The following is a 25,695-nucleotide window of genomic DNA, read 5'->3' as shown; positions in this document are numbered from 1 at the left end:
TAATCGCGCCGGTCGATCTGGAACAGGGTCGCGCCGGTGTCGACGTGCTGGTTGTCGGTGACCGAGAGCGCGACGACGTAGCCGGACACCTTCGGCGCGATCGAGAACTGGCGCGCGTCGACGAAGGCGTCGTCGGTGGATTCGTAAGGGTGCAGGTAGATCTGCCAGTAGAAGAACCCGGCGATCCCAAGGAGCACGATCGCGATCCCGCCGAGGACGAACCACCACGGATGGCGCTTGAGGATACCCGGCCGGTTCTCGTCGTCCTCGCCCTCGGACGACGCGTCCTGATCGGGCTCGGCCTCGGTCTCGTCGGCCTCGTCGCCCGCGGGAGGATCCTTCTCCTGCGGCTTGAGATCGATGATGTCGCGTCGGTCGGGCGCCTCCCGGTCGTCGGGGCGCGTCTGCGGGTCCAGGGCCGTCGCCTGGCGCTGATCGTCTAGCATCGAAAAGAAACCGCCTGCGCCCGCGCCGAACCCTGCCGAAGCGGCCGGAGCGAACGAATAACCCGCCTCACCGACTAAAAAGGCGATGCGACGGCAAAGTTCCGCGGCGCTTCGCCGCGCCGTTCGCCCCCGCGGAACAGGACCGAGGGGAACGGGCGTTGCGGTGCGGCGTTTTCGCGCCGGAGTACCGTACCGATCACCAGCGAGCCGATGCGATGGCCCTCTTCTCTCGAACCCATCCGACCGGCGTCCCGCGCGTCGGGACCGCGCGCCTCGACGCGATGAGCCGGACGCTGGCGCGCAACTGGTGGCTCGTCGCCCTGCGCGGCGTCGTCGCCATCCTGTTCGGCGTGATGGCCTTCGTGGCGCCGGCCGCCTTCGTCCTGTCGCTGGTGTGGTTCTTCGCGGCCTACATGGTCGTCGACGGCGTGTTCGCGATCGTCGCCTCGGTCCGGGCGGCACAAGCCCACGAGCGCTGGGGCTTCCTGCTGATCGAGGGCCTGCTCGACATCCTGGTCGGCGTCGCGGCCTTCTTCGTGCCCGGCGCCGCCGTCTGGGCCTTCGTCCTGCTCGTCGCGATCTGGGCGATCGTCACGGGCGCGCTGATGATCGCGGCCGCCTTCCGCCTGCACCTGCATTTCGGACGCTGGTGGCTCGGCCTCGGCGGCGTGGTCTCGATCCTGTTCGGTGCGGTGCTGCTCGTCGAGCCGGGCATGTCGGCGCTGGTGCTCACCTGGTGGCTCGGCGCCTACGCCGTCGCCTTCGGCGTCCTGCTGGTCGTCCTCGGCTTCCGCCTGCGCGACCGCCACGAGGCTGCCGGCTCGCCGATGCCCTTCCGCCACGGCGTCTGAGAGACCGGACGTCCCGGCGGACGCCACACGGCATAGCTTCGCTCCGCCCGATCGTTCTAGAACGGCAGCGCCGGCGGGGCTGTGGTGTCGCACGGGCCGCCGTTCAGGAACACGATGCCTTCACCCGATCCGGATCGACGCCCCCCCGACGACGCCTCGCCCGATGCCGGTGCCGCGGCGCGGGAGGCGGCTGCCGCCGCCAAGGTGCTGGCGCGCCAGCTCGGCATCCTCGCAGTCGGTGCCGCGCGCGGCGCCGGGCGCAGGGGCCGGGAGGCGGCGCGCGCCACCGGATCGCTTGTCGGGGGCCTCGCGGCACGCCGCCGATCCAAAGCTCCGGCCGAGGCTGACGCCCCCATCGCGGGACCGGCGACCGCCGGGTCCGCGCCGTCGCGCTTCGCCATCCGCGGGCGTCCGCTGCGCCCCGCCCTCCTGGTCGCCGGCGCCGTCGTCGCGTTGCCGCTCGTCGCGCTGGCCGGCTACGTCCTGTTCGCGTTCCTGACGCTGCCGCCGCTCGGCGGCGTGGTGATCGACCAGGGCCAGCGCGCGCTCACCGTCGAGGCCGACGACGGCCGGGTCTTCGCCACCCGCGGCGCGTTCCGCGGGCAGCCGATCACCAAGGCGGAGCTTCCGCCGCATCTCGCCCAGGCGATCGTCGCCATCGAGGATCGGCGCTTCTACAGCCATTGGGGCATCGACCTGCGCGGGCTGGTGCGCGCGGCCTGGCGCAACGCCGTCGGCGGCGGGGTGCGCGAGGGCGGCTCGTCGATCACGCAGCAATACGTCCGGCTGACGTCGCTCAACCAGGAGAAGACCCTGCGCCGGAAGATCCAGGAAGCCTTCCTGGCGTTGCGGGTCGAGTCCGAGATGAGCAAGGACGACATCCTGCTCGGCTACCTCAACACCGCCTATTTCGGGGCCGGCGCCTACGGTGCCGATGCGGCGGCGCGGCGCTACTTCGGCAAGGGTGCGAAGGCGCTGACCCTGCCGGAAGCGGCGATGCTCGCCGGGCTGGTGCGGGCGCCCTCGCAGCTCGCCCCGACGCGCAACTTCGGCGGCGCCAAGGAGCGCGCCGACGTGGTGCTGCAGACCATGGTCGAGACCGGCGCGATCACCGCGGAGGCCGCCGACGCGGCGCGGGCCAAGACCGTGACGCTGCGCACGCCGCCGGAGACGCCGCCGGGCAGCAACTACTTTCTCGACCTCCTCGCCGCCGACGCCAAGAAGCTCACCGACGCGCCGGGCGACCTCACCGTGCGCTCGACCCTCAACCTCGACCTCCAGAGCCTCGCCGAGGGAATCGTCGCACGCCGCCTCGACGCCGAGGGCGGCAAGAAGAAGATCGGCCAAGGGGCGCTCGTCGCGATGTCGAAGGACGGCGCGATCCTCGCGATGGTGGGCGGGCGCGACTACGAGGACAGCCAGTTCAACCGCGCAACCCAGGCCAAGCGCCAGGCCGGCTCGCTGTTCAAGCTGTTCGTCTACCTCACCGCCTACGAGAACGGGCTGACCCCGGAGACCGTGCTGGTCGACCGCCCGGTGCAGATCGGCGACTGGGAGCCGCAGAACGCCAACAACCGGTTCCGCGGCGCCGTGCCGCTGCGGACCGCCTTCGCGCTCTCGATCAACACGGTGGCGGCCCAGCTCGGCGAGGAACTCGGCATCCCGGCCGTGATCGCGACGGCGAAATCCCTCGGGGTGCAGTCCGAGTTGCCGAACGTGCCGAGCCTCGCGCTCGGCTCGGCCGAGGTGACGCTGCTGGAGATGACACGCGCCTATGCCGGGGTTCTGAACAACCGCACGCCGGTGGAGAGCTTCGACATCCACGCGATCCGCGGCGGAGCGCCGGCCCCGCTCTATCTGCGCCCCGACGCCAAGCCCGCCGCCGGCCTGCCGGGCGACAGCCGCACGATGATGCTCGATTCGCTGCAGGCGGTGGTCGACGGCGGAACCGGCAAGGGCGCGCGCGTGTCCGGCTTGGCCGTCGGCGGCAAGACCGGGACGACGCAGGATTACCGCGACGCCTGGTTCATCGGGATGACGCCCGACATGGTCGTCGGCGTCTGGGTCGGCAACGACGACAATTCCGCGATGAACCGCGTCGGCGGCGGCGACGTCCCGGCCTCGATCTTCCGCGATTTCGTGCAGCGGGCCTCGGCGCAGATGGCCAAGGGCCGCAAGCGCCCCTCGGCGGTCAAGGCCGAGCCGCAGCCGGCCGAAGCGGTGCCGCCCGCGCCCGCAGCCGCCGCGCCGGCCGCCGGCCCCGAGGCGCGCGGCGTGCCCGAGGTGATCGACACCGGCACCCTGTCGTTCCGCGGCCGCACCGTGCGGCTCGCCGGCGTCGACGGCCAGGGCGGCCACCTCGCCCGCCAGCTCGCGCGCTACCTGCGCCGCCGCGAGGTGGTGTGCGCGCCCGATGCCGGCGGAATCCAAGGCACCCGCTGCCGCATCGACGGCGACGACCTCGCCGCGCTGATCCTCTCGGCCGGCGGCGCCCGCGCCAGCGAGGACGCGCCGCCCGACCTGCTCGCGGCGGAGGAGCAGGCGCGGTCGGAACGCACCGGGATGTGGGGCGGGCGCCGCTGAGGGAACGTCCCGGCTTACCCGGGGCCTTCCATCCGATCCGGGCCCGCGGCGATCGACGCGGCGCTCCGGTCCGAGGCGGCCATTCATAACGCGTTGTAGAACCCGATCGCCTCCTCAAGCTCGCGCTCCTCGTAGCCGAAATGCGAGATCACGATCTGCTCGAAGCGCTCGTAGATCCTGCCCAAGGCGAGGGCGTAGTCCCGGCGCGGATCCACGGCGATGGCGCGCGCGATCTGCAGGATGCGTTCGAGCAGGGCGTGCACGGTCCGGTGCTCGGCGCCCAGTCGGTCGAGGACCGGGCGCATGCTTGCGTCCTGCCTGATGGCCGGGAAGACGCTGCCTTCCTCGATGTCGTGATGCATCTGGAGCATCTGGCATTGTTGCCCGCACAGGTTGCCGAACGCGCGGTAGTTCGCGACCATCGACAGGGACGCGACGCCCTCGGACACGGCCTCGACGGTGCCGGTCCCCGACCGGAACCGGTCGAGCGCAGCGCGGACGGCGGCAAGCTCGGCGAGGTGGTGCCGGTGATACAGGCCCAGGCGCCGCCCTCGGGCGCGTTGCATCGGGGTGACGCCGGGGATGGCCGGTGCCCTGGGCCGGGTCGCGTCGTCCAGGAAGGGGATCCCTTCCAGGGTCAGGATGGGTTCGACCGTCATGGCGGGCAGGCTTTCGCTTCGGAACTCGTGGGAAGGGCGAGGGACCGGGTTCGCGCCTCCGCGTCAGCCCGCCGGTTGGCGCCTCTTCAGCTCCATGTTCTCGCGGTAGAGCAATTGGAGGCTCTTGAAGACGCCGGCGAGATACGACGCGTAGGTCGGCAGGGTGTCTGCGGCGACGCCCGCGCGTGTCGCGAAATGCGCGACGATGGCATCGGACTCGGCGGTGAGGACGCCGGGCGTCAGCTCGGCCGTCGGATAGGCGACCTGGGTTCCATTTCGTGCGAGAAGGCTGCCGATCGCCTTCTGCTCCTTCGTGCCTGGGACGAACTCCCGCAAGGTCACGTGGTCGAGCTGCCCGGTTTCCAGGAGGAACAGGCGGACCTTAGAGCAGAACGGGCAGCCCGCCATCAGGTAGATGACGAGCTTGAACGGGGTATCGGTCATCGTCGGGTTTCCTGTTCGATGCGGTCTCGAAAGGTCGATGCGGCCGGAGCAAACGACTTCAGCCGCTATCCTGAGAGGCATCAGCACAGCCGGGCGACGGCGAGGCTTGCGACCAGCAGCAGGATCGCCGGCGCGGGCGAGGACGGCAGCACCGGGAGGTGGGCGAGGATCGCGCCTGTCATGTTCGCCGCGAGCCAGACGGCACCGAAGAACCCGTAGCCCGGCACCAGGAGGGTCGCGGCTCCGACGACCTCGATCACGCCCGTGACGATCCTGAGCCATTGCCCGAGGCCGATCTGATCGAAGAACTGGATCATGATCGGAACGCCGCCGCGCCTGGCACCGCCGGTTTCCAGGAAGGCGACGATGAGCAACGCCGTCAGGATCGGGACGGTGATGTCGCGAGCGCGCGCGGGCGCAGCTGCAGGAGCGACGAGGGTCTGCGACATGCGCGATCTCCTTGCTGGACGGTGAAGCCGGAGAGATCGCCGGTCGCGCGCGCCGATGCACGGGGTTCCGTCTCGTGCCTCGGTTTCGATTAGTGACCGGGTCATGATATGAGTTCGCGGAGCCGTCGCAAGACGGCACAAACCGGATACCGAGGTTACATGGATGTGACCGCGTCCCAGGCGAAGCACTCGCCCGAGTGCCTGCGCGTCTCGCAACTGCTGTCGCGCATCGGCGACAAGTGGACCGTGCTCGTGATCATGCTGTTGCGTGAGCGCGCGTGCCGTTTCAGCGAACTCAAGCGCGGCGTCGACGGGATTTCGCAGCGGATGCTGACCCTCACGCTGCGCCATCTCGAGCGGGACGGTCTGGTGACCCGGACGGTGACGCCGACCATCCCGCCGCGCGTCGACTACGAACTCACGGCGATCGGGCATTCCCTCGCGGAGCCGATCCAGGCGCTCGGGCGATGGGCGTTCGACAACCTCGCCCGGATCGACGCCGCACAGGCATCGTACGATGCGCGCGCGGAGGCGGCCTGACGCCACCCCATCGCACCCGTGGATTCACTGGCGTCGGTGACGGGCTCCGTCAGCGCTCGACGGCGTCCCCTGCGGCATGATCGGACGGCGCCGGGACATGCGGCGCGTGCTGTGGCGGTCACCGCGCAGGATGTCGAGGAAGCCCGATGCGAGCGGAAACGGAAGGCCCCCCGCTGCCGCATCGGCGGCGGCGACCCCGCCGCGTTGATCCTCTCTGCCGGTGGCGCCCGTGCCTTCGAGGGTCGGGTTCGGCGACAGACGGCCGTCGCCCTATCGGTCCGCGAGCCAAACGGCCTGACGCGGTCGCCGGCGGCTGCTAGCGTCCGATCCGACTCGAACAAGAACGTCTGCGGGAGGTCACGATGCGGAAACCCGTCCTGGGTCTCGCCTGGGCGCTGCTGAGCTTCGGGTCACCGGCTCTGGCCGAGCCTGCGCCCGACCATCCGGCGACCTTCAAGCCGGCGCAGCGCGAGGGCTACTTCTTCGTCGGCGGCGCCTACGAGACGGTCGCGGGCAAGGGTGCCGCCGTCGGGCAGATGTTCGTGCAGTATCACGCGCCGGTCGAGGTGGCGCAGCCCTATCCCGTGGTGATGGTGCACGGCACGGCGCAGACCGGCGTGAACTTCCTCGGCACGCCGGACGGGCGTCCCGGCTGGGTCGATCGGTTCGTCGAGAAGGGGTTTGCCGTCTACGTCGTCGATCAGGTCGGCCGCGGCCGGTCCGGCGACGATCCGGACGCCTACGGCCCCTATGCGCGGCTCGCGCCGAACGACCTGGAGACGATCTTCACCGGGCAGGAGCGCTTCGACCTGTTTCCGCAGGCCAAGCTTCACACCCGCTGGCCGGGCGGGGCCGGCGGGAGGGGCAACGCGGCGTTCGACCAGTTCTACTTCTCGCAGGTGCCGTTCATCGCCAGCGCCCTGCGCAGCGAGGAGCTCGTCGACCCCGCGCTGATCGCGCTGCTCGAGAAGATCGGGCCGTCCGTCCTGCTGACGCATTCGCAGGCCGGCGTGTTCGGATGGGCGGTGTCGGACCGGCGCCCCGACCTGGTGAAGGCGCATGTCGCGGTCGAGCCGAACGGGCCGACCTTCTACGACATCCGCTTCAAGGGGGGAGCGGACTGGTACGAGAAGGTCGGCGAGGCGCGTGCCCGGCCCTACGGCATCACCCGCGTGCCGCTGACCTTCGATCCGCCGGTCTCGACCCCGACCGACCTCGTCGTAGCGCAGTCCGAGGCGCCGCTCCGGCCCGGCCAGATCCGCTGCTGGCTCCAGGCCGAGCCGGCACGCAAGCTGCCGAATCTCGCCCGCGTACCGGCCGTGATCGTGACGGCCGAGGCCTCGTTCCGCGCGACGATGGACGACTGCACCGGCGCCTTCCTCGAGCAGGCGGGCGCCAAGCCCGACCGCTTGGCGCTGGCCGAGCACGGCATCCACGGCAACGGGCACATGATGATGCTGGAGACCAACAACGGCGAGGTCGCCGACGCGATCATCGGATGGATCGCCGGCAGGCTGAAGTAGCGGCGCGGCCTACCGGAACGGCGGCTCGTCGAAGCTGCGCAGCTTGCGCGAGTGCAGGCCGTGGCGGTCGCCGCGCAGGATGTCGAGGGCGGCGAGCCCGATCAGCAAGTGCTCGGCCACCGCTCGCTCGTAGAAGGCGTTGGCCGCGCCCGGCAGCTTGATCTCGCCGTGCAGCGGCTTGTCGGAAACGCAGAGCAGCGTGCCATAGGGCACCCGCAGGCGGTAGCCCTGCGCGGCGATCGTCCCGCTCTCCATGTCGACGCCGATGGCGCGGCTGAGGTTGATCCGGCGGCGTTCCTGGCTGAAGCGCAGCTCCCAGTTGCGGTCGTCGTAGGTGACGACCGTGCCGGTGCGCAGGCGCCGCTTCAGCGCGTCGGCCTTCTCCCCCGTGACCTGCGCGGCCGCGGCCTGGAGCGCGAGCTGCACCTCGGCGAGCGCCGGCACCGGAACGTCCGGCGGCACCAGCTCGTCGAGGATGCGGTCGCGGCGCATGTAGCCATGGGCGAGCACGTAGTCGCCGATGGTCTGCGATTGCCGCAGGCCGCCGCAATGCCCGACCATCAGCCAGCAATGCGGGCGCAGCACCGCGAGGTGATCGGTGATCGTCTTCGCGTTCGAGGGGCCGACGCCGATATTGACCAGCGTCGTGCCCTGCGCGGTGCCGTCGGCACCTTCGGACGCGAGGTGGTAGGCCGGCATCTGGAAGCGGTGCCAGGGCGAGGCGGCCATCAGCGCCGCCGGGTCGGCGGAGGCGGCCTCGCCACGCGTCACGGTGATGCCCCCCGGCATGACCAGCTTGGTGAAGCCCTCCGCGCCGGAGGCGAGGCGCTCCAGCCCGTGGCGGACGAACTGGTCGACGTAGCGGTGGTAGTTGGTCAGCAGGATCCAGGGCTGGACCTCGCGCCAGTCGCAGCCGGTGTAGTGCACGAGGCGACGGAGCGAGTAATCGACCCGCACGGCGTCGAACAGAGCGAGCGGGCGCGGCTCGTCGGCCATCGGCTGCCAGGTCCCGTCGGCGATCTCGTCGCCGACGAGCGAGAGCAGCGGCACCGGGAACCAGGTCGCGAGCTCGGCCGGGCTGACGCGTCCCGCGCCGAGGTCGGTGCCGGGCTCGAGCACGTAGGAATACGGGATCTCCTGCGCGCTCAGGCCGACCTCGAGCCCGACCCCGTAATCGGCCACCAGCGGCTCGAGCTGCGCCGTCAGGTAGGCGCGGAAGTCGGCAGGGCTGGTGACGGTGGTGCTGTAGGTGCCCGGCGCCTGCATCTTGGCGGTCGCACGGCTGATGCGCGGGACCGGGCCGGCGGGCCGGTAGGTCACGCGAAGCTCCGGGTAGCGGAACTGCAGCCGCTCGGCAGCGTCCGGCGGCTTGCCGCCGTCCAGCGTGCGGGTCAGCGCGGTGCGCAGGGCCTGGGTCGCGCCGGCATGCAGCTCGACCAGCCGGTCGACGGCGGTCGCGACGTCGGCCACCGCCTCCATCGGGCGCAGTTCGTTCTCGATCACGCGCGTTCCCCGTTCAGATCCTGCCTGGCCCGTCCCGCCCGGCTCTACACCCCGGCGCCCGTGCGCGCGAGGCGGGGCTTGCGGTCGGCGACGCGTTGCCCGAAAGCCGGCGGATGACCGATCGGGATGCTAAGAACGCGACCAGCATGGACGCCGCCGGCGACGCGTTCGCGCGCCGCGCGGGCGAGGAGGCCGTCGCCCTCCCCGATCGCGCCGATGCCGGGCTCCACTTCATCGGCCGCATCCGCACGCCGTGGACGGTTCGCGGAGACTGCCCGAAGAACGGGCTGCAGACCGACGCGGCATGCACCGTCGCGGTCGATCCGCGCTACGCGCCGGGCCTGCAGAACGTCGAGGGCGCGAGCCACCTGATCCTGCTGTACTGGATGGACCGGGCCGAGCGCGGCCTGCTGGTGCAGCGCCCGCGCCACGCCGACGGCAGCCGCGGCACGTTCTCGCTGCGCTCGCCGGCGCGGCCGAACCCGATCGCGCTCTCGGTGGTGGAGCTGCTCGGACGCGACGGCGCGACCCTGACGGTGCGCGGTCTCGACTGCCTCGACGGCACCCCGCTCCTCGACATCAAGCCCTACTACGCGACGACCGATTCCCGGCCCGACGCGACGGTGGACCGGGCCGGAACCGCCCGCGCATGAGGCGCCACATCGTCGCCGGCCTCGCCGGTCTCGCCCTCGTCGGCACCGGCATCCTGCTCGGGCGGATGCTCGCGGTCGCGCCGGTCAACGTCCGCGCCTACGCGCAGGGCCGGCTCACCGCGGTGCAGGTCCATCTCGACGAGGCGCCCGCCGACTACGTCTTCCTGGCCGGCGATTCCCACGCCGAGTTGGAAACGCCAGCACAGCGGCCCTGCGGCCTGGAACTGGTGAACGGCGGCGTCAGCGGCGCCAGCGCGCCGGTCTACGCCGACCTCGTCGCGACCATCCGGTTTCCGGTCCGGCCGCGGGCGGCGGTGCTGACGATCGGCACCAACGACATCCTGGCCAAGAACCACCCGCGCGAGGCCGCGGCGGCGGCGCGCTACGAGGCGGCGGCGACGCGGATCATCCAACAGCTGACGGCGAACACGGATCGCCTCGTCGTGACGGCGCTGCCGCCGATCGGTCGCGCGCTCGACGGGCGCCTCGACCCGCTCGCGGTCGCGGATTACTCGGATCGGCTCAAATCCCTGTGCGCGCGGCTCGGCTGCCGCTTCGCCGATCCCTTCGCCGCGATCCGCGACGGGGCGACGGGCTTCGCCAAACCCGGCACGATGCGTGACGGGCTCCACCTTGCGGCCTACCGGCCCGTGCTCGGCGCGCTCGCGCCGGCCCTGTGCGACCCAACGCCGCCCTGATCGGATCCGCGCACGGCCAAAAAGGTTGTGTCGGCGGAGACAAGTTTCCAGCCGGCAGGTGCGCAACGGGTGCGATCGGGTCTAAGTATTCCGGATACCGGGACGATCCGGCAACGCGCGAGCGGATGCGCGGCGGAACACGTCTCGGCGGGGCATGGTCAATGGGTGGATCGATCGCCGGCGCACAGGAATCCCCCGCGGTGAGCCGGGACGAGCCCGCCATCGTCGATCCCGACGTCTACGTGCCGGCACTGCTGACGCACCTGTCGAACACGCTGACCAACAACGCCTCGATCTTCTACCGGCAGCATTTCGGAGTCGGCCTGACCGACTGGCGGATCATGTATCGGCTCGCCTCCGAGCCGTGGATCACCGCACACCGGATCTGCGAGCTGTCGGCCCTCGACAAGGCCGTGGTGAGCCGCAGCATCGCCTGGATGGAGAGCCGCGGCCTGGTGCTGATCCAGGGCGACGCGAAGGACGCCCGCCGCCGCCTGCTGGCGCTGTCGCCCGCCGGCCTCGACCTGCACGACCGCATCACCGTCGTGGCGCTGGAGCGCGAGCGCAACTTCCTCGCCGCGCTCAGCGCGGACGAGGTCGCCGAGACGATCCGCCTGCTGACGAAGCTGGTCGACAACCTCGGTGCGTTCTCGAAGCCGGTTGCGATCCCGCCCGAGGCGGTCGCCCCCGACGAGACCGCGCCGCCGACCTCGCCGCGCCGGCCGATCAAGCCGCGGTAGCGGCCGGGCGGCTCGGGGCCGGCGGCCGGATCCGGTACCAGCCGACGTAGAGCGCCGGCAGGAAGAACAGCGTCAGGAAGGTCGCCGCGATGATGCCGCCGATCATCGCGTAGGCCATCGGCCCCCAGAACACCTCGCGGGCGATCGGGACCATGCCGAGGCTCGCCGCCGCGGCCGTCAGCAGGATCGGGCGCATGCGGTGGCGGGTCGCCTCCACCACCGCGTCCCAGGGCCCGAGGCCGTCGGCCTCGCATTCCTCGATCTGGCTCACCAGGATCACCGCGTTGCGGATGATGATGCCGATCAGCGCCAGGATGCCGAGGATCGCGACGAATCCCATCGGCTTGCCCGAGGGCAGCAGAGCCGCGACGACGCCGATGAGCCCGAGCGGGGCCACGCTCGACACCAGGAACAGCTTCTGCACGCTCTGCAGCTGGATCATCAGGAACACCGCCATCGTCAGCAGCATCACCGGAACGACCGCGGCGATCGGGCCCTGGCCCTTGGCCGCCTCCTCGACCGCGCCGCCGGTAGCGAGCGCGTAACCCTCCGGCAGAGCGGCGGCGAACGCGTCGATGTCGGCGGCGAGCGCCGCCACGATGGTCGGCGGCTGCGTCGCGTCGATGATCGGGGCGCGCACCGTCAGCGTCGCGACCCGGTCGCGGCGCCAGACGATCGGCTGCTCCAGGTCGTAGGCGATCCGCGCGAAGGCGAGCAACGGCACCACCGAGCCGTTGGCGAGCGTCACCTGCAGGCTCTGCAGGGTGTCGAGCGAGGTCCGTTCCGCCGCCTGCGCCCGCCCGATCACGTTGACGAGGTAGATCGAGTCGCGCACCTGCGTGATCGCCGTGCCGCCGACGACGCCGTTGAGGATGCCGGCGATGTCCTGGCTGGTGACGCCGAGCTGACGTGCCTTGTCCTGCAGGATCTCGACCCGCAGCACCTTGCCGGGCTCGTTCCAGTCGAAGGTCGGCACGCCGACATGCGGGCTCTTGGCGACGATGTCGGCGAGCGCGAGCGCCTTCGCGCGGACCACCTGGAGGTCGGGCCCGCTCAAGCGGTACTGGATCGGCCGGCCGACCGGGGGGCCGAGCGAGAGCGGGTTCACGAACACGTCGGTGCCGACGAAGTCGCGCTTCGCCCGCTCCTCGAGCTTGGGGAACAGGCGGTCGCGCGCCTCCAGCGACTTCGTCACCACGACGACCTGCCCGAAGAAGCTGTTGGCGAGCTGCTGGTCGAGGGGCAGGTAGAAGCGCACCGCCCCCTGGCCGACATAGGACGACCAGCGCTCGACGTCGGGGTCGCCCGTCAGGGTCGCCTCGAAACGGTCCATCTGGGCCTGCGTCTCGGTGACCGTCGCGTTCTGCGGCAGGGTGAAGTCGACCAGGATCTCGGTGCGGTCGGAGGCCGGGAAGAACTGCTGCTGCACGAAGGTCATGCCGTACATCGACAGGCCGAGCAGCGCGACGCAGCCCGCGACGGTGAGCCAGCGGAAGCGCATCGCGGCGACGAGCGCGCGCAGGAACAGCCGCCCCATCCGGCCGGGCTCGTGGCTGTGCTTCTTCATGGTCTTCGGCAGCAGCGTCACGCCGATCAGCGGCGCGAACAGCACGGCCACCACCCACGAGACCAGGAGCGAGGCGGCGATCACCACGAACAGCGAGTAGGTGTACTCGCCGGCCGACGAGCCGTTGAAGCCGATCGGCAGGAAGCCGGCCACCGTCACCAGGGTGCCGGTCAGCATCGGGAAGGCGGTCGAGGTGTAGGCGAAGGTCGCGGCTTTCTTCAGCGAATCGCCGAGCTCGAGCCGCGCGACCATCATCTCGACGGTGATCATCGCGTCGTCGACGAGCAGGCCCAGCGCGATGATCAGCGCACCGAGCGAAATGCGCTGCAGGGTGACGCCCATAATCTGCATCACGACGAAGACGATGGCCAGCACCAGCGGGATCGAGATCGAGACCACGAGGCCGGCGCGGATGCCGAGGCTGAGGAAGCTCACCGCAAGCACGATCACCACCGCCTCGAGAAGCGCCTGGGTGAAGCCGCCGACCGCCTCCTCGACGATCCGCGGCTGGTCCGAGACGAGGTGGATGCCGACGCCGATCGGCAGCTTCGCCTCGATCAGGCGCATGCGCGCCTTCAGGTCCTCGCCGAAATGCAGCAGGTTGGCGTTCGGCCGCATGGCGATCGCCAGCCCGATCGCCGGCTTACCGTCGACGCGGAACAGGGCGGCCGGCGGGTCCTCGTAGCCGCGGCTGATCTCGGCGACGTCCGACAGGCGGAAGAAGCGGTCGTTGACCCGCAGGTTGATGGTCTCCAGCGAGGTCTCGGACGAGAACTGCCCACTCACTCGCACCGAGACCCGCTCCGGCCCGGCCTGGACGACGCCCGAGGGCGAGATCGCGTTCTGGCTCTGCAGCGTCTTGATTAGCGACTGGATGTCGATGCCGTAGCCAGCGAGCTTGCGCGTCGAGAAGTCGAGGAAGATCGTCTCCTTCTGCGTGCCGAGCAGCAGCGTCTTGCCGATGTTGGGCACCTTCAGGATCTCGGTGCGCACGCCCTCGACGTAGTCGCGCAGCTGGCGGTGGCTCAGGCCGTCGGCGGTGAAGCCGTAGACGTTGCCGTAGACGTCGCCGAACTCGTCGTTGAAGAACGGCCCCTGCATCCCCTGCGGGAAGGTGCCCTGGATGTCGCCGAGGCGCTTGCGGACCTGGTAGAACGACGGCTGGATCTCGGACGCCTTCGTGGTGTCGCGCAGCTGCACGAACACCGTCGCGTTGCCCGGCGTGGTGTAGCTGCGGACGTAGTCCAGGGTCGCGACCTGCTGCAGCTCCTTTTCGATCCGGTCGGTGACCTGCTCGAGCGTGTCGCCGATGGTGGCGCCCGGCCATACCGCCTGAACCACCATCGTCTTGATCGCGAAGGGCGGGTCCTCCTCGCGGCCGAGCCCGCGATAGGCGAGCGTGCCGGCCACCAGGCAGATCGCCATGAGGAACCACACGAACGAGCGGTGCGAGAGCGCCCATTCCGATGCGTTGAAGCTACCCACGATCAGAAGTCCTGCGTGCCGGGAACGACGATGGGCGCATCCGCCAGGCGGATCGTCTGGCCGTCGGCGAGGGAGTGGACGCCGGCGACGACGACGCGGTCGCCCGCCGCCAGCCCGCTCGCGACGCCGACATAGTCGCCCTTCCGGTCCGAGACCGTGACCGGGGACCGCTTCGCCGCGTCGCCGGCGGCGTTGACGATCCACACGGAATCGCGCCCTTCGGCGCCGAGGATGGCGGTGGCGGGCAGCACGAAGCGCGGCGCGATCCTGCGCACCAGCGACACGGTGATCGTCGCCCCGAGCCGGAACGCGCGCGGCGGGTTGTCGAGCGACATCCGGATGCGCCGGGTGCGGGTGCTCGCATCGGCGAAGGGCGCGGTCTCGCGCACGGTGCCGACGGCGGTGATCTCGGGGGCGCTCTGCAGCGCCACGGTGAAGCGGCCGTCCTTCGGCATGGCCGCGACGAGGTCGTCGGGGATGTCGACCACCGCCTCGCGCACCTCGGGCCGCGCCACGGTCACCACCGTCTGCCCGGCGGTGAGGTCCTGCCCGATCTCGGCGTTGCGCTGGGTGACGACGCCGTCGAAGTCGGCATGGAGCTCGGTGTAGCCCATCTGGTCGCGGGCCTTTTCCAGGCTCGCCTGCGCCTGGGTCAGCCGCGCCTGCGCGGTGTCGCGGTTGGCGACGGTGCTGTCGAGCTGCGCCTGGGTGACGTTGCCGCCTTCCATCAGGCGCCGGGTCCGCGCCTCGGTGGCGGCGGCGTTCTCGGATTGCGCCTTGGCATCCGCCACGTCGGCCTCGGCTCGGGTCATCGCGAAGCGCGGCACCACGGTGTCGAGGGCGGCGAGCCGCTGCCCCTTCTTCACGAGGTCGCCGACGGTGACGTCGCGCGCGACCACCCGGCCGGCGATCTGGAACCCGAGCTGCGACTGGTAGCGCGGCTCGACCGTGCCGGCGAACGGCCCGAACCGCACCGACGCGATCGGCTTGGCGACGGCGTACAGGACCGGCCGCACCGGCGGCGCCTTCGCCTCCTCGGCGGGCTTGCAGGCGGCGAGCGCGAGCAGCGACGTTCCGACGAGGATGGAAGGGGCCCGAAACCGCCCGCCTCTCCCCCCTGCGCGGGAGGAGGAAGGGAACGCGGCGGCAAAGAAACGCTTGAACACCATCACTTCGCGGCTCCCGTCGCGACCTGCTGGGCCACCGTCACGGTCTGGCCGGGGCGAAGGAACTGGATGCCGGCGATGACGACCTCCTCGCCCGACGCGACCCCGCTCGACAGCGCGATGCTGTCGGGGCCGTAGCGGTCGATCGTCACGATGCGGGGCGCCACCGTGCCGCCGGCGGGATCGCGTACCCAGACCGCGGGCTTGTCCTCCCACCGGTAGAGCGCCGACCACGGCAGCAGGATCGCCGCGTGGCTCTGGAACCGGCCGCGGCCGATCACCACCGCGCCGAGGCTCATCGCGGGCGGCGTCTGCTTGAGACCGACCTTGACGCGGACGGTGCCGGAGGCCGGATCGACGCTGGGCGAAATCTCGCGGACGCTGCCGATGGCGGTCACCGACGGGTCGCCCTGGAGCGTCACGTCGACGGTGCCGGATTGCGGAGGGGACGCCAGCAAGGCCTCGTAGACGTTGAAGACCGCATCGCGCGGCCCGTCCTGCGCCAGCGTCAGGACCGACTGGCCGGCCTGCACCACCTGCCCGGTCTCCAGGGAGCGGCTGAGCACGATGCCGGCCACGCCCGACCTCAGCTCGGTGTAGGACAGCTGTTCCTGCGCCGTGCCGAGGGCCGCCTTGGCCGAATCGACCGCGGCCTGGGTCGTGCGCAGCTGCTGCTCGGCGTTGTCGTAGGAGGGCCGCGTGGTGTAGCCGCTCGCCATCAGCGCTTCCTGGCGCTTGAACCCGAGCTTGGCCTGGGTCGACAGCGCCTCAGCTGAGGCGAGCGCCGCCTGCGCGTTGGCGAGGTTCGAGCGTTGCTCGCGCGGGTCGAGCCGGGCCAGGACCTGATCGGCCGCGACATGGTCGCCGACCTCGACGAGGCGGGTCTCGATCTTGCCGGCGGTGCGGAACGAGACGCTGGTCTGCCCCTGCGCCTGGACGTCGCCGGTGAAGACGACGTCGCCGGCGACCGAGCTTTCCGCCGCGATCACCGTGCGCACCAGGGTCTGCGCCATCAGCGGCACCGGATCGGCACGGACGGCGGTCGCCGCCAGCAGCGTCGACGCGAGGACGATGGAAAAACCTCGGTTCACGGCGTGCATGGTCCCGACTCGATCTATCGCGGCCGGAACTTATCCGCTATCTTACCGACCGTCCAGACGGTTTTTACGGGCGGTATCGATGGACGACGGGACGACGAAGACGCGTAGCCGGCGACAGGATCGCGCCGAGGTGATCCTCGACGCGGCCGAAGCCCTGCTGCGGCGCTCCGGCAGCCGCACGCTGACGATCGACGCCGTCGCGGTGGAAGCCGGGCTGAGCAAGGGCGGCGTGCTGCACCACTACGCCTCGAAGGATGCGCTGGTGACCGCGCTGGCGGTCCGCAAGGTCGGCCGGCTTCGCGCCGGCATCGCCGCCTGCCTCGCCGCCGGCCCGCGAGGGCCCGCCGCGCTGCCGCTGGCGGTGATCGCCCATGCCCGCGAGATGTACGCCGAGGAATGCGGGTTTCCGGATGCCCTGCTGATCGCGTCGGCCGACAACCCCGAGGCCGTGGCGGCCTTCTCCGACTTCCTGGCCGAGCAGCTCGCGGCGATGGGCGCGATCGAGGGGCGCGCGGGCCAGGGTGCGGCGCTGACCTTCTCGATCCTCGGCCTGATGCTGAGCCGCTCGCTCGACTTCCACCGCCTCGACGGCGCGGCGCTGAATTGCCTGTTCGACGCCCTCGAGACCCAGGCGCGGGCGCTGCCCGCGGATCAGTAGAGGGCGTTGGCCGCCAGCGCCTGGAACACCAGGGCGTGGCGGCCCGCGAGCGCGTCGACATCGTGCGTGTAGCCGCCGCCGATCACCGCGACGAGCGGGATGCCGCGGGCGCGCGCCTGCCCGACGACGAAGCGGTCGCGGGCAAGCAGCCCGTCGTCGCTGAGCGCGAGCCGGCCGAGGCGGTCGTCGCGATGCAGGTCGACGCCGGCATTGTAGAACACGAGGTCGGGCGCCAGCGCGTCGAGGAGGGGCGGAAGCCGCGCCTCGAGCACGGCGAGGTAGCCGGCATCGTCGAGCCCGTCGGGCAGGCCGATGTCGAGGTCGCCGGCGATCTTGGCGGTCGGGTAGTTCTTCTCGCAGTGGATCGAGAGGGTGAAGAGGTCCGGCGAGCGCGCGAGGCAGTCGGCGGTGCCGTCGCCCTGGTGCACGTCGCAATCGACCACGAGCGCCCGCCGGATCGCGCCCTCGGCCTGCAGGGCGCGGGCGGCGACCGCGACGTCGTTGAAGACGCAGAACCCCGCCCCCTGCTCGCGCCGGGCATGATGGCTCCCGCCTGCGGCGCTTCCGGCGAGACCCTGCGCGAGGGCGAGGCGCGCCGCGAGCAGCGTGCCGCCGACCGAGGCGCGCGAGCGGCGGACGACGCTCGCGTCCACCGGCAGGCCGATCGCCCGCTCGATCGCCCGCGGGACCGAAAGACCGAGGACGGCCTCGACGTAAGCTGCATCGTGGGCGAACCGCAGCAGCTCGGGCGAGGCCGGCTCCGGCGTCACGAACCCGCGCGGCGCCAGCCCGCGCTCCGTCAGGACTTCGGCGAGCCGCCCGTACTTGCGCATCGGGAACCGGTGCCCGGCCGGCAGGCTCGCCTCGTAGGCCGGGTGGAACACGATCGGCGGGATCACCGCGCGCCCTTCAGGTCCGCGACGATGCGCTCGCCCAGCGCCCGGCCGCTGTCGAAGGCCGCCTCGATCCGCGGGCCGAGGCACCAATCGCCGGCCGCGCCCAGCCGCTGCGCCGGATCGTAGAGGCAGGGCTCGCCGAGCGCCGTCTCGACCATGGCGTAGCGCCAGCGATGGACGGCGACGTAGGCCGGGCGGACCGCCCGGCCGAGACGGGCTTCGAGCGCGCCGATCAGCGCGGCCCGGACCGCCTCGCGCGGATCCTCCAGATGCGTGCGGGACCAGTCCGGCGCGGCATGCACCACCAGGGCGTGACCGGCCGCGCGTCCGGGCTTGGTCTCCTCGCGCACGATCAGCGCGATCGGACCGTCCGCGAACGCCAGATGCGCCTTCGAGAAGCCGGGGTGCTCGTCGAGGTCGAGGAGCAGCGACCAGCACGGCGCGTAGGTCGCCCGCTCCGGCCCGGGCAGGACGAGACCGCTCGCCGCAATCAACGCCACGACCTGCGGCGCCGGGAAGGTCAGACCAACGGCGGCGAAGGGACCGCTGGCGACGCCGTCCGCATCCGTCAGCATCCAGCCGGCCTCCGAGCGCGCGATGCGGATGATCGTGGTCTCGAGCGAGACCGGAAAGCCGTCGAGCAGGGCCCGGACCGGCGCCGGCATGCCGGGCAGGCCGACGGTGCGGCCGTCCTCGCCCCAGGGCGCAGCGGCGCCGGACGCGATCCAGGTTGCGCACTGCGAGCGGAACGCGTCGCCCTTGGCGCGGAAGAACTGCGCGCCGTGGTCGAAGCGCTGGCCCGTCCCGGTGCGCCGCGTCGCCATGCGCCCGCCGATGCCGCGGCCCTTGTCGAAGATGCGGACGGCGATGCCGGCTTGGGCGAGGCGTTGGGCGGCGGCGCCGCCCGCCATGCCGGCTCCGAGGATCGCGACGGTTCCGCCTTCAGCCAAAGCTTCGCTCCCCTGGGTGCCCCCAGGCTGTCATACGGCTGAAATGCGCACCCTGTTAGGGGCAGTCCGCCGGCGCGGCCGCACGCCGCGGGACAGGCCGGTTCGGAGATGCGTGCCGCATGGGTCTCGCCAGCACCTTACCGGCCCTCGACGGCACCGCGCTCGCCCTCGCGCCGTGCGCGCTCCTGACGATCGTCCACCTCGCGAGCCTGATCGTGGCGGGTCGGCGGATCGGCCGTTCGCCCGGCGACACCACGTTCCCCGCCGGCGCGCCGATCTCCCTGGTGCGCCCGGTCTGCGGCCTCGAGACCTTCAGCGAGGAGACCCTCGCCCGCGGCTTCGCGCTCGACCACCCGGCCTACGAGATCCTGTTCTGCGTCGCCGATGCCGCCGATCCGGTGCTGCCGCTGGTCCGCCGCCTGGTCGCGGCGCATCCGCAGGTTCCGGCCCGCATCCTGATCGGCGACGAGCGCATCAGCGACAACCCGAAGCTCAACAACTGCGTGCGGGGCTGGGAGGCGGCGCGACACGATTGGATCGTCATCGCCGACTCGAACGTGCTGATGCCGGCGGACTACCTGGAGCGGATGCAGGCGGCGTGGCGCGCCGACACCGGCCTCGTCTGCTCGACGCCGATCGGCGCGCGGCCGGACGGGATCTGGGCCGCGGTCGAGTGCGCCTTTCTCAACACCCTCCAGGCGCGCTGGCAATATGCCGGCGAGGCGGTGGGGCTCGGCTTCGCGCAGGGCAAGAGCATGCTTTGGCATCGCCCGTTCCTCGAGGCGCAGGGCGGCATCCGGGCGCTGGCCGCCGAGATCGCCGAGGACGCGGCGGCGACGAAGCTGGTGCGCGCGGCCGGCCGCCGCGTCCACCTCGTCGCGGCGCCGTTCGAGCAGCCGCTGGGGCGCCGCAGGGCGTCCGAGGTCTGGTCCCGCCAGATCCGCTGGGCGCGCCTGCGCCGGGTGACGTTCCCGCTGTTCTTCGCGCCCGAGATCGCCAGCGGCACGCTGCTGCCGTTCCTGCTCGCAGGGCTCCTGGCCGGAACCTGGACGGCGGCGGCCGGCCTCGCCGCTCTCGCAGCTCTGGGCTACGCCGCCGAGCTCCGGCTGGCGACGCGCGCCGGCTGGTTCCACGCCCCCCGCCTGCTCCTCGCCTTCGTTCTGCGCGACGCGCTGATCCCGCTGGTCTGGTGCGCGGCCTGGACCCATCGCGCGATCGTCTGGCGCGGCAACGCCATGGACATCCGCCTGAAGCCCGCCGTCCGGCCGCGACGGGTCGGGCGGACCGCGCGCCCCGCCTGAGCCGGTTGCATCGCGGCGCGAACGGCGCGATGCCGGTCGCGGATCATCAGCAGCGGTCGGTCACGTGCGCATCGCCATCCTCGAAGCCGGATCGCCTCCGGCGCGGCTCGACCGCTTTCCCTCCTACGGCGCGATGACGGCCCGGATGATCGGGCCGGCGCACGACAGCACGATCTTCGATGTCCGCGCAGGACGGATGCCCACCGATTGGCAGGCGTTCGACGGCTACGCCGTCACCGGCTCGGCGGCCGGCGTCTACGATCCGCTGCCGTGGATCGCGCCGCTGATCGCGGCCCTGCGCGCGCTCCCGCCGGAGAAGCGCCTCGTCGGCATCTGCTTCGGGCATCAGGTGATGGCGGAGGCCTATGGCGGCCGCGCGATCCGTTCGGAGAAGGGGCGCGCCCTCGGCCTGCACGGCTACGCGGTGACGGAGCGGGCGCCGTTCATGGACGACGCGACGCGGATCGCGGTGGCGGCGTTCCATCAGGATCAGGTCGTCGTGGCCCCGCCCGCGACCCGCGTGCTCGCGGCGAGCGCCTTCACGCCCTACGCGATGCTGGAATACCGGGACCGCGCCGCGCTGTCGGTGCAGTTCCACCCGGAATTCGAGCCCGACTACACCCGCGCCCTGATCGCCGGCCATGCCGATGCGCAGGACGATCCGGAGCGGGCGCAAGCGGCGCTCGCCTCGCTCGACGCACCGGACGACCGGCACCGGGTGGCGGGCTGGATCCGACGATTCCTGGAGCAGGAATGAGAAGGTTGGTGCGGGTAGAGGGAATCGAACCCCCACGCCTTGCGGCTGGCGATTTTGAGTCGCCCGCGTCTACCAGTTCCACCATACCCGCGACGGGGAGCCTTTTCGCACAGGTCCCGTGGCCGGGCCAAGCCCTTTCCCGGGGTCGCGCACGGCGTGCGGTGGATCGCCGGCACGCTGGTGCGGTCGGGCCGGCTGTGCTCAAAGGGCGCCCTGCCCCGAGGAACCCGATGCACAGACAGGCCCGATGATCCGCCGCCTCTACGAGTGGATACTCGCACTCTCGGGCAAGCCCTCCGCGCCCTACGTCCTGGGCGCCGTGGCGTTCGCCGAGAGCTCCTTCTTCCCGGTCCCGCCCGATGCGATGCTGGTGCCGATGGCGGTGAGCCGGCCCGACCGGGTGTGGTTCTACGCGCTGATCGCCACGGTCGGCTCGGTGCTCGGCGGCCTCGTCGGCTACGCCATCGGCGCGCTGCTGTTCGACTCGCTCGGAACCTGGCTGATCCGACTCTACGGCCTGCAGGACAAGGCGGCGACCTTCCAGCAATCCTATGCCGAGTACGGGCACTGGGTGATCCTGCTCAAGGGGCTGACGCCGATCCCCTACAAGCTCGTGACCATCACCTCGGGCTTCGCCCATTACAGCCTGTTCTGGTTCACGCTGCTGTCGATCGTCACCCGCGGCGCGCGCTTCTTCATCCTCGCCGGGCTGCTCGGGCGCTACGGCGTCCAGATCCGCGGCGTGCTCGACCGCCATCTCAACGCGGTCGTCGCGATCTCGGTCGCGGTGATCGTCCTCGGCTTCGTCCTGTTCAAGGTGATCCTCTAGATGAGCTACGCCGCCCTGCTGCGCCTGCGCCGCGCCGCGCTCGCCGTCCTGATCGGCTCGATCCTCACGGTCGGCGCCGCCCTGGTGCTGCAGTTCGGCTACGGCTACGCGCCGTGCAAGCTCTGCCTGACCGAGCGCCTGCCCTACTACGCGGCGGTGCCGCTCGCCGTCCTCGCGCTGTTCCTGCCCGAGCGGCTCTCGCGCCTCGCCCTCGGGCTGGCCGCGGCCGGCCTGCTCTACGGCGCCGGGCTCGGCGCCTACCACGCCGGCGCGGAGTGGGGGTTCTGGCCGGGCCCGACCGATTGCGGCGGCGGAACCGGCGCGAACCCGGCAGCCGTCGGCGATTTTCTGAACGCGTTGCAGACGACGAAGGTCGTCGACTGCTCGACCGCGGCGATGCGGGTGCTCGGCGTCTCGCTCGCCGGTTGGAACGCGGTCATCGCCTGCGTGCTCGCCGGCATCGCCGGCACGGCCGCAGCGAAGCCCTGAGCGATCCGACGCGATCGCTTACGAACGCCCGGCCGCTTCGACCGCGCGATCGATCAGTTGCGATCGTCGGGCACCGGCGGCAGGGGCGCGACGTCGATGCCCTCGTCGATCAGGGCGCGGGCCTCGTCCGGGCTGGCCTGCCCGTAGATCGCGCGCTCCCGCGTCTCGCCGTAATAGATCTTGCGCGCTTCCTCCGGGAACCGCGTCCCGACATGCTCGGCCGATGCGACGACGTGCTCGCGCAGGCTCCGCAGCATCTCGCGGATGCGCCGCTCCGGCTCGGCGATCATCGGCACCGGGGCGGGTGCGACGGGCACGGGCAGATCCGCGTCCGCGCCGCCCACCGGGCGCCCGCGGTCGGTGCGGGCGAGGCTCGGCGCCATCAGGCCCTTCACCACCCGCGACGTGTCGCAGACCGGGCAGGTCACGAGGCCGCGCGCCGCCTGCGCGTCGAAGGACTCGGACGAGGGAAACCAGCTCTCGAAGCTGTGCCCGGCCTCGCAGACGAGACTGTACCGGATCATGCCGTCACGACGGGGCGGTTCCTGGGGAGCCGACCCGCTCGATCGTGAACGGGCGCCCATGTTGTAGCGAGGGGATTCGCGCGCGCGCATCCGCGACCGCGGAAAGGTCGATCTCGGCCAGGATCACGCCGGGTTCGGCGCCGCCGGCATCGGCCAGCACCCGGCCCCACGGATCGACGATGAGCGAGTGCCCGTAGGTCTCGCGACCGTCCTCGTGCGTCCCGCCCTGGGCGGCCGAGATCATGAACGATCCGGTCTCGATCGCGCGTGCCCGATGCAGCACGTGCCAATGCGCCTCGCCGGTCTGCCGGGTGAAGCACGCCGGCGCCGTCAGCACCGAGGCGCCGGCCTCGGCGAGCGCCCGGTAGAGGGCGGGGAAGCGGATGTCGTAGCAGATGCCGAGCCCGATCTCGGCCCACGGCGTCGGCGCGACGACGGCGCAGGCGCCGCCGGTATAGGTCAAAGATTCCCGCCAGCGCTCGCCGCTCGGCAGGTCGACGTCGAACAGGTGCAGCTTGTCGTAGGCCGCGACGATCGCGCCGTCCGCGCCGATCAGGAAGGCGCGGTTGGCGATCTTCTCGCCGGCGCGGATCGCGAGGGAGCCGATCTGCACCACCGTCCCGGTCTCGCGTGCCGCGTCGCGGAGCGCGGCCAGCGTCTCGTCCTCGTCCTGGCCGCGCACCACCGCGAAGAGCCGTGCGCGGTCGCGCTCGACCAGCGAGGTCATCTCCGGGGTCTGGACGAACTGCGCGCCGCGCGATGCCGCCTCCCGCACGCCGGCCACCGCCGCGTCGCGGTTCGCGCCCGGGTCGCGACCCGAGCGCATCTGCACGCAGGCCGCGACGAAGCGGGCCTCAGGCATTCGCGGAGGCCTTCAGCAGCGCATCGAGCTTGCCGGCCTTGTCTAGGGCGTAGAGGTCGTCGCAGCCGCCGACATGGGTCTCGCCGATGAAGATCTGCGGCACGCTGGTGCGTCCGCCCGCGCGCGCCATCATGGTGGTGCGCTCGGGGGGCGTCTTCTCGACGTCGATTTCACGGAATGCGACGCCCTTCTCCTTGAGCAGGCTCTTGGCCGCCGAGCAGTAGGGGCACCACGCCGTCGTGTAGATCGTAACCGGATTCATGGGCGTGTTCGCGTCCCGCGGATGACACGACCATATAGGGGTCGGCGGTCCCGATCGCCTATGGCCGGAACGTCACGCCGGCCGCCTCAAGCGGCGAGCAGCTTCTCGACCTCGTTGACCAGATCGCGCAGGTGGAACGGCTTCGACAGGACCTTCGCGTCCTTGGGAGCCTTCGAATCCGGGTTGAGCGCCACGGCGGCGAAGCCCGTGATGAACATCACCTTGATGTCCGGGTCGAGCTCGGTCGCCCGGCGGGCGAGCTCGATCCCGTCCATCTCAGGCATCACGATGTCGGTCAGCAGCAGCTCGAACGGCTCTTCGCGCAGGCGATTGTAGGCCGACAGGCCGTTGTCGAACGACAGCACGTCGAAGCCGGCATTCTGCAACGCCTTGGCCAGGAACCGGCGCATGTCGTTGTCGTCTTCCGCCAAGAGAATTTTCATCGGACGGTTCCGGACCCTCGAATCGCAACGTTCTTTTCATAAAGGGAGCCAACGGTAAACAAGACGTTAGGATTTGCCGCCCCTGCGAGGTGACAGGCCGCACCGCGCGGCCATGCCGGAGCCCGCCGGCACGGTGGACAGGCCGCCGCCGCCGCCCCACAGTGCGGCCTTGACGTTGGCCGTTCCCATTCCCGACGGTGCGCCTCCCCGCCGATGACGCTCCCCTTTCCGCATCAGACAGACGCCTTCGGCTTCTCGCCCGCCTTCGCCGTGGACGAGCCGACGCGGCACACGCTGCCGTTCGTGTTCAACACCGGCCATTCCGGGTCGGTCTACCCGGACAGCTTCCTGAAGGCCTCGCGGCTCGACGCGCTGTCGCTGCGCCGGTCGGAGGACGCGCATGTCGACCGGCTGTTCGCCCAGGTGGTCGAGCTCGGCGCGCCGCTGCTGCGCTGCAATTTCCCGCGCGCCTATCTCGACGTGAACCGCGAGCCCTACGAGCTCGACCCGCGGATGTTCGAGGGCCGCCTGCCGCCCTTCGCCAACACGCGCTCGATGCGCGTCGCCGGCGGCCTCGGCACGGTGCCGCGCGTCGTCTCGGACGGGCAGGAGATCTATGCCGCGCGCATGCCGGTGGACGAGGCGGTGGCGCGCATCGACGGGCTGTACAAGCCGTATCATCGGGCTTTGCGCGGCTTGATCCTGCGCACGGTGCGGGAATTCGGGCGCTGCATGCTGATCGACTGCCACTCGATGCCGTCGTCGAGCCTCGGGCGCGATCACTATGCGCGGGCGGACTTCGTGCTCGGCGACCGCTTCGGCACCGCCTGCGACCCGGCGCTGATCGACGCTTTCGAGGCGGCCTTCCGCGCCCGCGGTTACAAGGTGGTACGCAACAAGCCCTATGCCGGGGGCTTCATCACCGAGCATTACGGCGAGCCGAACATCGGCCGGCACGCGCTGCAGATCGAGATCAACCGGGCGCTCTACATGAACGAGGCGAGTCTCGCGATCACGCCGGGCTTCTTCGACTTGGCCAAGACGCTCGGCGAGGCGATCGTCGAGGTCGCCGACGACCTCGGCTCGGAGACGCCGATCGGCATCGCCGCCGAATAGGTCGATAACGGCCACTCGTCGGATCCGGCGCAGGGCGCCGCAGGTCCTTCCGAGGTTGCCTGTCGTTCTACGGGAATCCTCGCCCGCGAGCGGGCATAACCGATCAGCCCCTCCCCGTCGTCACGGGGCCGCGCAGCGGAACCCGGGATCCAGAGCCGACGACGGCAGGATCGATTACGGCCTGCGGTTCCGGGTCCCGGG

27 protein-coding genes and 1 tRNA gene are annotated in these 25,695 nt (G+C 71.3%); 13 read left to right on the top strand and 15 right to left on the bottom strand.

Annotated features, from left to right (window positions below; translation table 11 throughout):
* Nucleotides 1-446 (bottom strand): biotin/lipoyl-binding protein (locus MKK60_RS27090; protein ID WP_243989160.1); only part of this gene is annotated, 446 nt, incomplete at its 3' end.
* Nucleotides 447-661: 215 nt separating this feature from the next.
* On the opposite strand from MKK60_RS27090, the gene MKK60_RS27085 reads away from it, so the two are divergent.
* Both MKK60_RS27085 and MKK60_RS27080 read left to right on the top strand, forming a co-directional pair.
* On the top strand, nucleotides 662-1,297 hold the full coding sequence (locus MKK60_RS27085) for an HdeD family acid-resistance protein (protein WP_243989159.1): 636 nt from the start codon (nucleotides 662-664) through the stop codon (nucleotides 1,295-1,297).
* Nucleotides 1,298-1,411: 114 nt separating this feature from the next.
* Nucleotides 1,412-3,880: a PBP1A family penicillin-binding protein gene (locus MKK60_RS27080; RefSeq protein ID WP_243989158.1), complete on the top strand. Its 2,469-nt coding sequence runs from the start codon at nucleotides 1,412-1,414 to the stop codon at nucleotides 3,878-3,880.
* A gap of 83 nt (nucleotides 3,881-3,963) precedes the next feature.
* On the opposite strand, the gene MKK60_RS27075 is transcribed toward MKK60_RS27080, so the two are convergent.
* From MKK60_RS27075 to MKK60_RS27065, 3 genes are all read right to left on the bottom strand, one after another.
* The gene (locus MKK60_RS27075) at nucleotides 3,964-4,539 is read right to left on the bottom strand and encodes a hemerythrin domain-containing protein (RefSeq protein ID WP_243989157.1); all 576 of its coding nucleotides are present in this window, start codon (nucleotides 4,537-4,539) and stop codon (nucleotides 3,964-3,966) included.
* 63 nt (nucleotides 4,540-4,602) lie between these two features.
* The gene (locus tag MKK60_RS27070) at nucleotides 4,603-4,983 is read right to left on the bottom strand and encodes a glutathione S-transferase N-terminal domain-containing protein (RefSeq protein WP_243989156.1); all 381 of its coding nucleotides are present in this window, start codon (nucleotides 4,981-4,983) and stop codon (nucleotides 4,603-4,605) included.
* Between the two features lie 80 nt (nucleotides 4,984-5,063).
* Nucleotides 5,064-5,432 (bottom strand): DoxX family protein, encoded by a 369-nt coding sequence (locus tag MKK60_RS27065; RefSeq protein ID WP_243989155.1) that lies wholly within the window; start codon nucleotides 5,430-5,432, stop codon nucleotides 5,064-5,066.
* A 159-nt stretch (nucleotides 5,433-5,591) separates the two neighbouring features.
* On the opposite strand from MKK60_RS27065, the gene MKK60_RS27060 reads away from it, so the two are divergent.
* Nucleotides 5,592-5,972, top strand: a complete 381-nt coding sequence (locus MKK60_RS27060; protein ID WP_243989154.1) for a winged helix-turn-helix transcriptional regulator — start codon at nucleotides 5,592-5,594, stop codon at nucleotides 5,970-5,972.
* A 362-nt stretch (nucleotides 5,973-6,334) separates the two neighbouring features.
* Nucleotides 6,335-7,495: an alpha/beta hydrolase gene (locus MKK60_RS27055; RefSeq protein WP_243989153.1), complete on the top strand. Its 1,161-nt coding sequence runs from the start codon at nucleotides 6,335-6,337 to the stop codon at nucleotides 7,493-7,495.
* Nucleotides 7,496-7,504: 9 nt separating this feature from the next.
* On the opposite strand, the gene MKK60_RS27050 is transcribed toward MKK60_RS27055, so the two are convergent.
* Nucleotides 7,505-8,998 (bottom strand): AMP nucleosidase, encoded by a 1,494-nt coding sequence (locus tag MKK60_RS27050; protein ID WP_147728275.1) that lies wholly within the window; start codon nucleotides 8,996-8,998, stop codon nucleotides 7,505-7,507.
* Between the two features lie 113 nt (nucleotides 8,999-9,111).
* Between MKK60_RS27050 and tsaA the strand changes: the two genes are divergently transcribed.
* From tsaA to MKK60_RS27035, 3 genes are all read left to right on the top strand, one after another.
* On the top strand, nucleotides 9,112-9,651 hold the full coding sequence (gene tsaA, locus MKK60_RS27045) for a tRNA (N6-threonylcarbamoyladenosine(37)-N6)-methyltransferase TrmO (protein ID WP_409567217.1): 540 nt from the start codon (nucleotides 9,112-9,114) through the stop codon (nucleotides 9,649-9,651).
* A complete protein-coding gene (locus tag MKK60_RS27040) occupies nucleotides 9,648-10,349 on the top strand; it encodes an SGNH/GDSL hydrolase family protein (RefSeq protein WP_243989152.1) in 702 nt (233 codons plus the stop codon). Before tsaA ends, MKK60_RS27040 begins: the two co-directional genes overlap by 4 nt.
* Before the next feature lie 200 nt (nucleotides 10,350-10,549).
* Nucleotides 10,550-11,089, top strand: a complete 540-nt coding sequence (locus tag MKK60_RS27035; RefSeq protein ID WP_243935357.1) for a MarR family winged helix-turn-helix transcriptional regulator — start codon at nucleotides 10,550-10,552, stop codon at nucleotides 11,087-11,089.
* Here the strand turns inward: MKK60_RS27035 and MKK60_RS27030 are convergent.
* Genes MKK60_RS27030 through MKK60_RS27020 form a run of 3 tightly spaced genes read right to left on the bottom strand, consistent with a single transcriptional unit; the run spans nucleotide 11,076 to nucleotide 16,407 of the window.
* Nucleotides 11,076-14,141 (bottom strand): efflux RND transporter permease subunit, encoded by a 3,066-nt coding sequence (locus MKK60_RS27030; protein ID WP_313901155.1) that lies wholly within the window; start codon nucleotides 14,139-14,141, stop codon nucleotides 11,076-11,078. The genes MKK60_RS27035 and MKK60_RS27030 overlap by 14 nt on opposite strands.
* Before the next feature lie 2 nt (nucleotides 14,142-14,143).
* Nucleotides 14,144-15,310, bottom strand: a complete 1,167-nt coding sequence (locus MKK60_RS27025; protein ID WP_243989151.1) for an efflux RND transporter periplasmic adaptor subunit — start codon at nucleotides 15,308-15,310, stop codon at nucleotides 14,144-14,146.
* Complete coding sequence (locus MKK60_RS27020) at nucleotides 15,310-16,407, bottom strand: efflux RND transporter periplasmic adaptor subunit (RefSeq protein WP_243989150.1); 1,098 nt, start codon at nucleotides 16,405-16,407, stop codon at nucleotides 15,310-15,312. Before MKK60_RS27020 ends, MKK60_RS27025 begins: the two co-directional genes overlap by 1 nt.
* 79 nt (nucleotides 16,408-16,486) lie before the next feature.
* Here MKK60_RS27020 and MKK60_RS27015 point away from each other — a divergent pair, with 79 nt between their 5' ends.
* Nucleotides 16,487-17,065: a TetR/AcrR family transcriptional regulator gene (locus MKK60_RS27015; protein ID WP_243989149.1), complete on the top strand. Its 579-nt coding sequence runs from the start codon at nucleotides 16,487-16,489 to the stop codon at nucleotides 17,063-17,065.
* Here the strand turns inward: MKK60_RS27015 and MKK60_RS27010 are convergent.
* On the bottom strand, nucleotides 17,059-17,964 hold the full coding sequence (locus MKK60_RS27010; RefSeq protein ID WP_409567460.1) for a histone deacetylase: 906 nt from the start codon (nucleotides 17,962-17,964) through the stop codon (nucleotides 17,059-17,061). The genes MKK60_RS27015 and MKK60_RS27010 overlap by 7 nt on opposite strands.
* A complete protein-coding gene (locus MKK60_RS27005) occupies nucleotides 17,961-18,911 on the bottom strand; it encodes an NAD(P)/FAD-dependent oxidoreductase (RefSeq protein ID WP_243989148.1) in 951 nt (316 codons plus the stop codon). The genes MKK60_RS27010 and MKK60_RS27005 overlap by 4 nt, the downstream gene beginning before the upstream one ends.
* Nucleotides 18,912-19,030: 119 nt before the next feature.
* Between MKK60_RS27005 and MKK60_RS27000 the strand changes: the two genes are divergently transcribed.
* Entirely contained in the window at nucleotides 19,031-20,212 is a 1,182-nt protein-coding gene (locus tag MKK60_RS27000; protein WP_243989147.1) for a ceramide glucosyltransferase, read from the top strand.
* 64 nt (nucleotides 20,213-20,276) lie between these two features.
* A complete protein-coding gene (locus MKK60_RS26995) occupies nucleotides 20,277-20,969 on the top strand; it encodes a glutamine amidotransferase-related protein (protein ID WP_243989146.1) in 693 nt (230 codons plus the stop codon).
* Nucleotides 20,970-20,975: 6 nt separating this feature from the next.
* On the opposite strand, the gene MKK60_RS26990 is transcribed toward MKK60_RS26995, so the two are convergent.
* A tRNA-Leu gene (locus tag MKK60_RS26990) sits at nucleotides 20,976-21,060 on the bottom strand.
* Nucleotides 21,061-21,216: 156 nt separating this feature from the next.
* On the opposite strand from MKK60_RS26990, the gene MKK60_RS26985 reads away from it, so the two are divergent.
* Nucleotides 21,217-21,798, top strand: a complete 582-nt coding sequence (locus MKK60_RS26985; protein ID WP_147727379.1) for a YqaA family protein — start codon at nucleotides 21,217-21,219, stop codon at nucleotides 21,796-21,798.
* Nucleotides 21,799-22,287: a disulfide bond formation protein B gene (locus MKK60_RS26980; protein ID WP_243989145.1), complete on the top strand. Its 489-nt coding sequence runs from the start codon at nucleotides 21,799-21,801 to the stop codon at nucleotides 22,285-22,287.
* Between the two features lie 53 nt (nucleotides 22,288-22,340).
* Here MKK60_RS26980 and MKK60_RS26975 read toward each other — a convergent pair whose 3' ends face one another.
* The 4 genes from MKK60_RS26975 to cpdR form a co-directional block, all read right to left on the bottom strand.
* Nucleotides 22,341-22,811, bottom strand: a complete 471-nt coding sequence (locus MKK60_RS26975; protein WP_243989144.1) for a DUF1178 family protein — start codon at nucleotides 22,809-22,811, stop codon at nucleotides 22,341-22,343.
* A 4-nt stretch (nucleotides 22,812-22,815) separates the two neighbouring features.
* The gene (locus MKK60_RS26970) at nucleotides 22,816-23,673 is read right to left on the bottom strand and encodes a carbon-nitrogen hydrolase family protein (protein ID WP_243989143.1); all 858 of its coding nucleotides are present in this window, start codon (nucleotides 23,671-23,673) and stop codon (nucleotides 22,816-22,818) included.
* Nucleotides 23,666-23,935: a glutaredoxin 3 gene (grxC, locus tag MKK60_RS26965; protein ID WP_243989142.1), complete on the bottom strand. Its 270-nt coding sequence runs from the start codon at nucleotides 23,933-23,935 to the stop codon at nucleotides 23,666-23,668. The genes MKK60_RS26970 and grxC overlap by 8 nt, the downstream gene beginning before the upstream one ends.
* A gap of 86 nt (nucleotides 23,936-24,021) precedes the next feature.
* Nucleotides 24,022-24,378, bottom strand: a complete 357-nt coding sequence (cpdR, locus tag MKK60_RS26960) for a cell cycle two-component system response regulator CpdR (RefSeq protein WP_147727374.1) — start codon at nucleotides 24,376-24,378, stop codon at nucleotides 24,022-24,024.
* Nucleotides 24,379-24,591: 213 nt separating this feature from the next.
* Between cpdR and MKK60_RS26955 the strand changes: the two genes are divergently transcribed.
* On the top strand, nucleotides 24,592-25,494 hold the full coding sequence (locus tag MKK60_RS26955) for an N-formylglutamate amidohydrolase (protein WP_243989141.1): 903 nt from the start codon (nucleotides 24,592-24,594) through the stop codon (nucleotides 25,492-25,494).
* Nucleotides 25,495-25,695: the final 201 nt, after the last annotated feature.

It is taken from the genome of Methylobacterium sp. J-092 (assembly GCF_022829325.1).
GTDB lineage: Bacteria > Pseudomonadota > Alphaproteobacteria > Rhizobiales > Beijerinckiaceae > Methylobacterium.
This window is presented reverse-complemented; position numbering and strand designations above follow the sequence as displayed.

Coding starts and splice junctions, on each gene's coding strand:
- MKK60_RS27085 (WP_243989159.1), top strand. CDS start 662: ATGGCCCTCTTCTCTCGAACCCATCCGACCGGCGTCCCGCGCGTCGGG.
- MKK60_RS27080 (WP_243989158.1), top strand. CDS start 1,412: ATGCCTTCACCCGATCCGGATCGACGCCCCCCCGACGACGCCTCGCCC.
- MKK60_RS27075 (WP_243989157.1), bottom strand. CDS start 4,539: ATGACGGTCGAACCCATCCTGACCCTGGAAGGGATCCCCTTCCTGGAC.
- MKK60_RS27070 (WP_243989156.1), bottom strand. CDS start 4,983: ATGACCGATACCCCGTTCAAGCTCGTCATCTACCTGATGGCGGGCTGC.
- MKK60_RS27065 (WP_243989155.1), bottom strand. CDS start 5,432: ATGTCGCAGACCCTCGTCGCTCCTGCAGCTGCGCCCGCGCGCGCTCGC.
- MKK60_RS27060 (WP_243989154.1), top strand. CDS start 5,592: ATGGATGTGACCGCGTCCCAGGCGAAGCACTCGCCCGAGTGCCTGCGC.
- MKK60_RS27055 (WP_243989153.1), top strand. CDS start 6,335: ATGCGGAAACCCGTCCTGGGTCTCGCCTGGGCGCTGCTGAGCTTCGGG.
- tsaA (WP_409567217.1), top strand. CDS start 9,112: ATGACCGATCGGGATGCTAAGAACGCGACCAGCATGGACGCCGCCGGC.
- MKK60_RS27040 (WP_243989152.1), top strand. CDS start 9,648: ATGAGGCGCCACATCGTCGCCGGCCTCGCCGGTCTCGCCCTCGTCGGC.
- MKK60_RS27025 (WP_243989151.1), bottom strand. CDS start 15,310: ATGGTGTTCAAGCGTTTCTTTGCCGCCGCGTTCCCTTCCTCCTCCCGC.
- MKK60_RS27020 (WP_243989150.1), bottom strand. CDS start 16,407: ATGCACGCCGTGAACCGAGGTTTTTCCATCGTCCTCGCGTCGACGCTG.
- MKK60_RS27015 (WP_243989149.1), top strand. CDS start 16,487: ATGGACGACGGGACGACGAAGACGCGTAGCCGGCGACAGGATCGCGCC.
- MKK60_RS27000 (WP_243989147.1), top strand. CDS start 19,031: ATGGGTCTCGCCAGCACCTTACCGGCCCTCGACGGCACCGCGCTCGCC.
- MKK60_RS26985 (WP_147727379.1), top strand. CDS start 21,217: ATGATCCGCCGCCTCTACGAGTGGATACTCGCACTCTCGGGCAAGCCC.
- MKK60_RS26980 (WP_243989145.1), top strand. CDS start 21,799: ATGAGCTACGCCGCCCTGCTGCGCCTGCGCCGCGCCGCGCTCGCCGTC.
- MKK60_RS26975 (WP_243989144.1), bottom strand. CDS start 22,811: ATGATCCGGTACAGTCTCGTCTGCGAGGCCGGGCACAGCTTCGAGAGC.
- MKK60_RS26970 (WP_243989143.1), bottom strand. CDS start 23,673: ATGCCTGAGGCCCGCTTCGTCGCGGCCTGCGTGCAGATGCGCTCGGGT.
- grxC (WP_243989142.1), bottom strand. CDS start 23,935: ATGAATCCGGTTACGATCTACACGACGGCGTGGTGCCCCTACTGCTCG.
- cpdR (WP_147727374.1), bottom strand. CDS start 24,378: ATGAAAATTCTCTTGGCGGAAGACGACAACGACATGCGCCGGTTCCTG.
- MKK60_RS26955 (WP_243989141.1), top strand. CDS start 24,592: ATGACGCTCCCCTTTCCGCATCAGACAGACGCCTTCGGCTTCTCGCCC.